Below are 2,709 nucleotides of genomic sequence, written 5' to 3' on the forward strand. Positions count from 1 at the left end.
GGACATTTTCGTGTCAGTGATTTCACTAAATTAGTAATTCATGGATTACCTGACGTATTGCAAACCTCTAATCTGGTGGCCCAATTCACTATGCCACTATATTCCAGCCTTCAGCACCAGCAATAGTGGCGCAGATCGTCAGAAACAAGACGTCAAATAATGGATAGCTGATCTTGGCAGATTGGCGAGGGTCATTTAGTTGGCCGAAGTGCTCAGAAAAAGCGTCGATGCTCATGAAGATACTCCCGTAAAAGAGAGTATAAGATCACAGCTGGATCATTAGGTCAAACAGGATGAAATCGTTCAATAAACGTTCGCTATCTCACCGTAAATCAAGATCTGACTCCATTGCGTTTGTATAACTTTTCACGCAACCGCAAGGCGTGCTCTAAAAATATATCTCCTGCCAACGTGAGCATTTCATCATTGGCATAAATCACTTCAGCATACCAATTTCCTGAACTGCCCCCTAAGCGAGAGAAAGCGTTGAGACGACCGGCTTCTATATGAGGACGGGCGATAAATTCAGGTAGCCTCGCCCAACCGACACCCGCTAACATCATATTGACACTCTCTTGTAAGTCATTGACAAAAATGTTCTTATCGCTATCGATGTAACCTTGTTGATAACCAAAGTCCAAAACAGATTGAGGGACAATTTGCGTCATGTCAGAGAGTGTGTCTTGTTCTTTTATCTCTCCGAAATTGACCAGGTTGGGTGGACCAACATCCACAACAGGAAAGTCTAATACTGTGATATTTTGTAAGTTATCTAGGTTAAGTAATGGAGAAAATAACAATGCCATTTCAACCGTGCCCTCGCTCACCCAGTCAATCACTTGCTTGGTGCCTCCCATAGATATTTTCAAATCGATGCTAGGGATTTCTTCAAGAACTGCGAGGTAACAGTTTGCTATCTCAGGACAGGCTAGGCTGCTATCAATTGCTACAGAGAAAGAGTTGGGTAATTGGCGATTAAAACTCGCTAACTGATTTTCAAAATTTCGGGCATCAAGTAATACTCTTTTTGCGGTTCTATATAACTTTTTTCCTTCCTCAGTTATTTCTACGTGACGCGTATGTCTTGTAAATAAAGATACGTTACATGTTTCTTCAAGCGAGGCCACGCTGCGAGCAACCACTTGTCGGCGCTTGTCTAATCGAATGCCCGCGTCTTTAAAACTGCCAGTTTCGACGGTGTGAACAAAGGCTTCTATTTGGTTCAATGAGTATTCCATGTTTGCCCTTTGTGAAAGTGTCGTATTTTCTCATTGAGTAAAAGTGTAATTGACAATGAAAGGGCTATCAATGATTTTAGAGCACCCAAAAGGTGCTCATAGCGATTTGTTGAGGAACTTGTTTGTTGGAATAATTCAAACCACGCAAGGACAACACGGCAACGGATGTCGAAGAATTTAAATCCACGAGGTAATTGAGATGAAAAACACATTTAAAACTTTAGCTATCGCTGCAGCAGTTTCTGCTGGTTTGGCTGGCACTGCAAACGCATGTTCTACTTTTTTCTTTGACACTCCACAGGACAACCGCATCGTTGGTCGTTCTATGGAATCGCCAATTAAATTGGAAGAACGTGTTTTCATGGCACCACGTAACTATGAAGGATTCGGTGGTGTTACAGGTAGCATCGGTTATGTTGGCATCATGCACGGCGATACAGACTGGGTTTCTTCAGGTCTAAACGAGCAAGGCCTAAACGTTGAAACCCTCGGTCTAGGCGGTGGTGGAAACCATAGTAAATACGCTGAAATTGGTGAGGGTGATTACAATCAACAGAATATCTCAGTTTATATTTTGGCAAACGCAAAGTCAGTTGATGAAGCCATTGAACTGCTGAAGAAAGTGAAAGTTGAAAACTCTGATCTGCCTGTTGCACATGGTATCGATGTGGGCTTACACCTAGCGATCACTGACACCGAGAAAGCCATTGTGGTTGAGTGGACGGATGGCTCTGGCTACCCAGAAATCCATGAAAATAAACTAGGTGTTATGACTAATGAGCCAGCATACCCACTGCAAATGGAAGAAGCGGCATTACATTTGGGCGGTGTAGCTGATTATGAAGCGTCTGATGTGAAATGGTCTGACTTGGGTTTCCCTGCGTTTGAGCGCACCCCATTTGGTCGTACTAAACACATTGTTTCAATGAACTACACCAACGATTTTGCGCGTGTTAAAAATGACTTTGATGCAGTCAACCACGCTTGGACCATGCTCAACACCATGGATATTCCACAAGGTTCTCTATACTGGAAATGGCTAGACGCGAAACCACAGATGGTGGGCTATTTTAACGTAGTGGATCTGAAAAACACTGATTACTACCTACGCACCTTTGACAATATGGATATCCAGAAAATTGATCTGAACAAAATTGACTTTGCCAATGTCAAGTTTACGCATCGTGATATCTACAAGTCAAAAACTGAGTACAGTGATATCCAGTGGTAAGATAAAGTATACAGAAGGTCGCGTGTTGCGACCTTTTTCCATACTCATTTTCTGTTGAATTGCTTTTAGATGTTCCAGTAAACAGACAGAATTCTCATTCTGTACGGTAATCCTCCCGCCCTAAAAATACGATTTTTAACTTCTTACACAAAAATAGCATTGTCTAGCCCCTTAGATTTAGTAGGGGAAATACATTTGAACAATATGTGAAAGAGTATTTACTCTGGATGATAATGGGGC

2 protein-coding genes and 1 pseudogene are annotated in these 2,709 nt (G+C 42.2%); 1 reads left to right on the top strand and 2 read right to left on the bottom strand.

Annotated features, from left to right (window positions below; all coding sequences use genetic code 11):
• Positions 1–103 precede the first annotated feature (103 nt).
• Together D5I41_RS07915 and D5I41_RS07920 are read right to left on the bottom strand one after the other, a co-directional pair.
• Positions 104–235 (bottom strand): annotated as a pseudogene (locus tag D5I41_RS07915) (transposase family protein); the annotation flags it as partial.
• Between the two features lie 97 nt (positions 236–332).
• Entirely contained in the window at positions 333–1,238 is a 906-nt protein-coding gene (locus D5I41_RS07920; protein ID WP_119009198.1) for a LysR family transcriptional regulator, read from the bottom strand.
• Positions 1,239–1,437: 199 nt separating this feature from the next.
• Between D5I41_RS07920 and D5I41_RS07925 the strand changes: the two genes are divergently transcribed.
• Positions 1,438–2,469 (top strand): linear amide C-N hydrolase, encoded by a 1,032-nt coding sequence (locus D5I41_RS07925; protein ID WP_119009197.1) that lies wholly within the window; start codon positions 1,438–1,440, stop codon positions 2,467–2,469.
• The last annotated feature ends 240 nt before the right edge of the window (positions 2,470–2,709 follow it).

This window comes from Vibrio superstes (assembly GCF_003569005.1).
Lineage (GTDB): Bacteria > Pseudomonadota > Gammaproteobacteria > Enterobacterales > Vibrionaceae > Vibrio > Vibrio superstes.

Coding starts and splice junctions, on each gene's coding strand:
- D5I41_RS07920 (WP_119009198.1), bottom strand. CDS start 1,238: ATGGAATACTCATTGAACCAAATAGAAGCCTTTGTTCACACCGTCGAA.
- D5I41_RS07925 (WP_119009197.1), top strand. CDS start 1,438: ATGAAAAACACATTTAAAACTTTAGCTATCGCTGCAGCAGTTTCTGCT.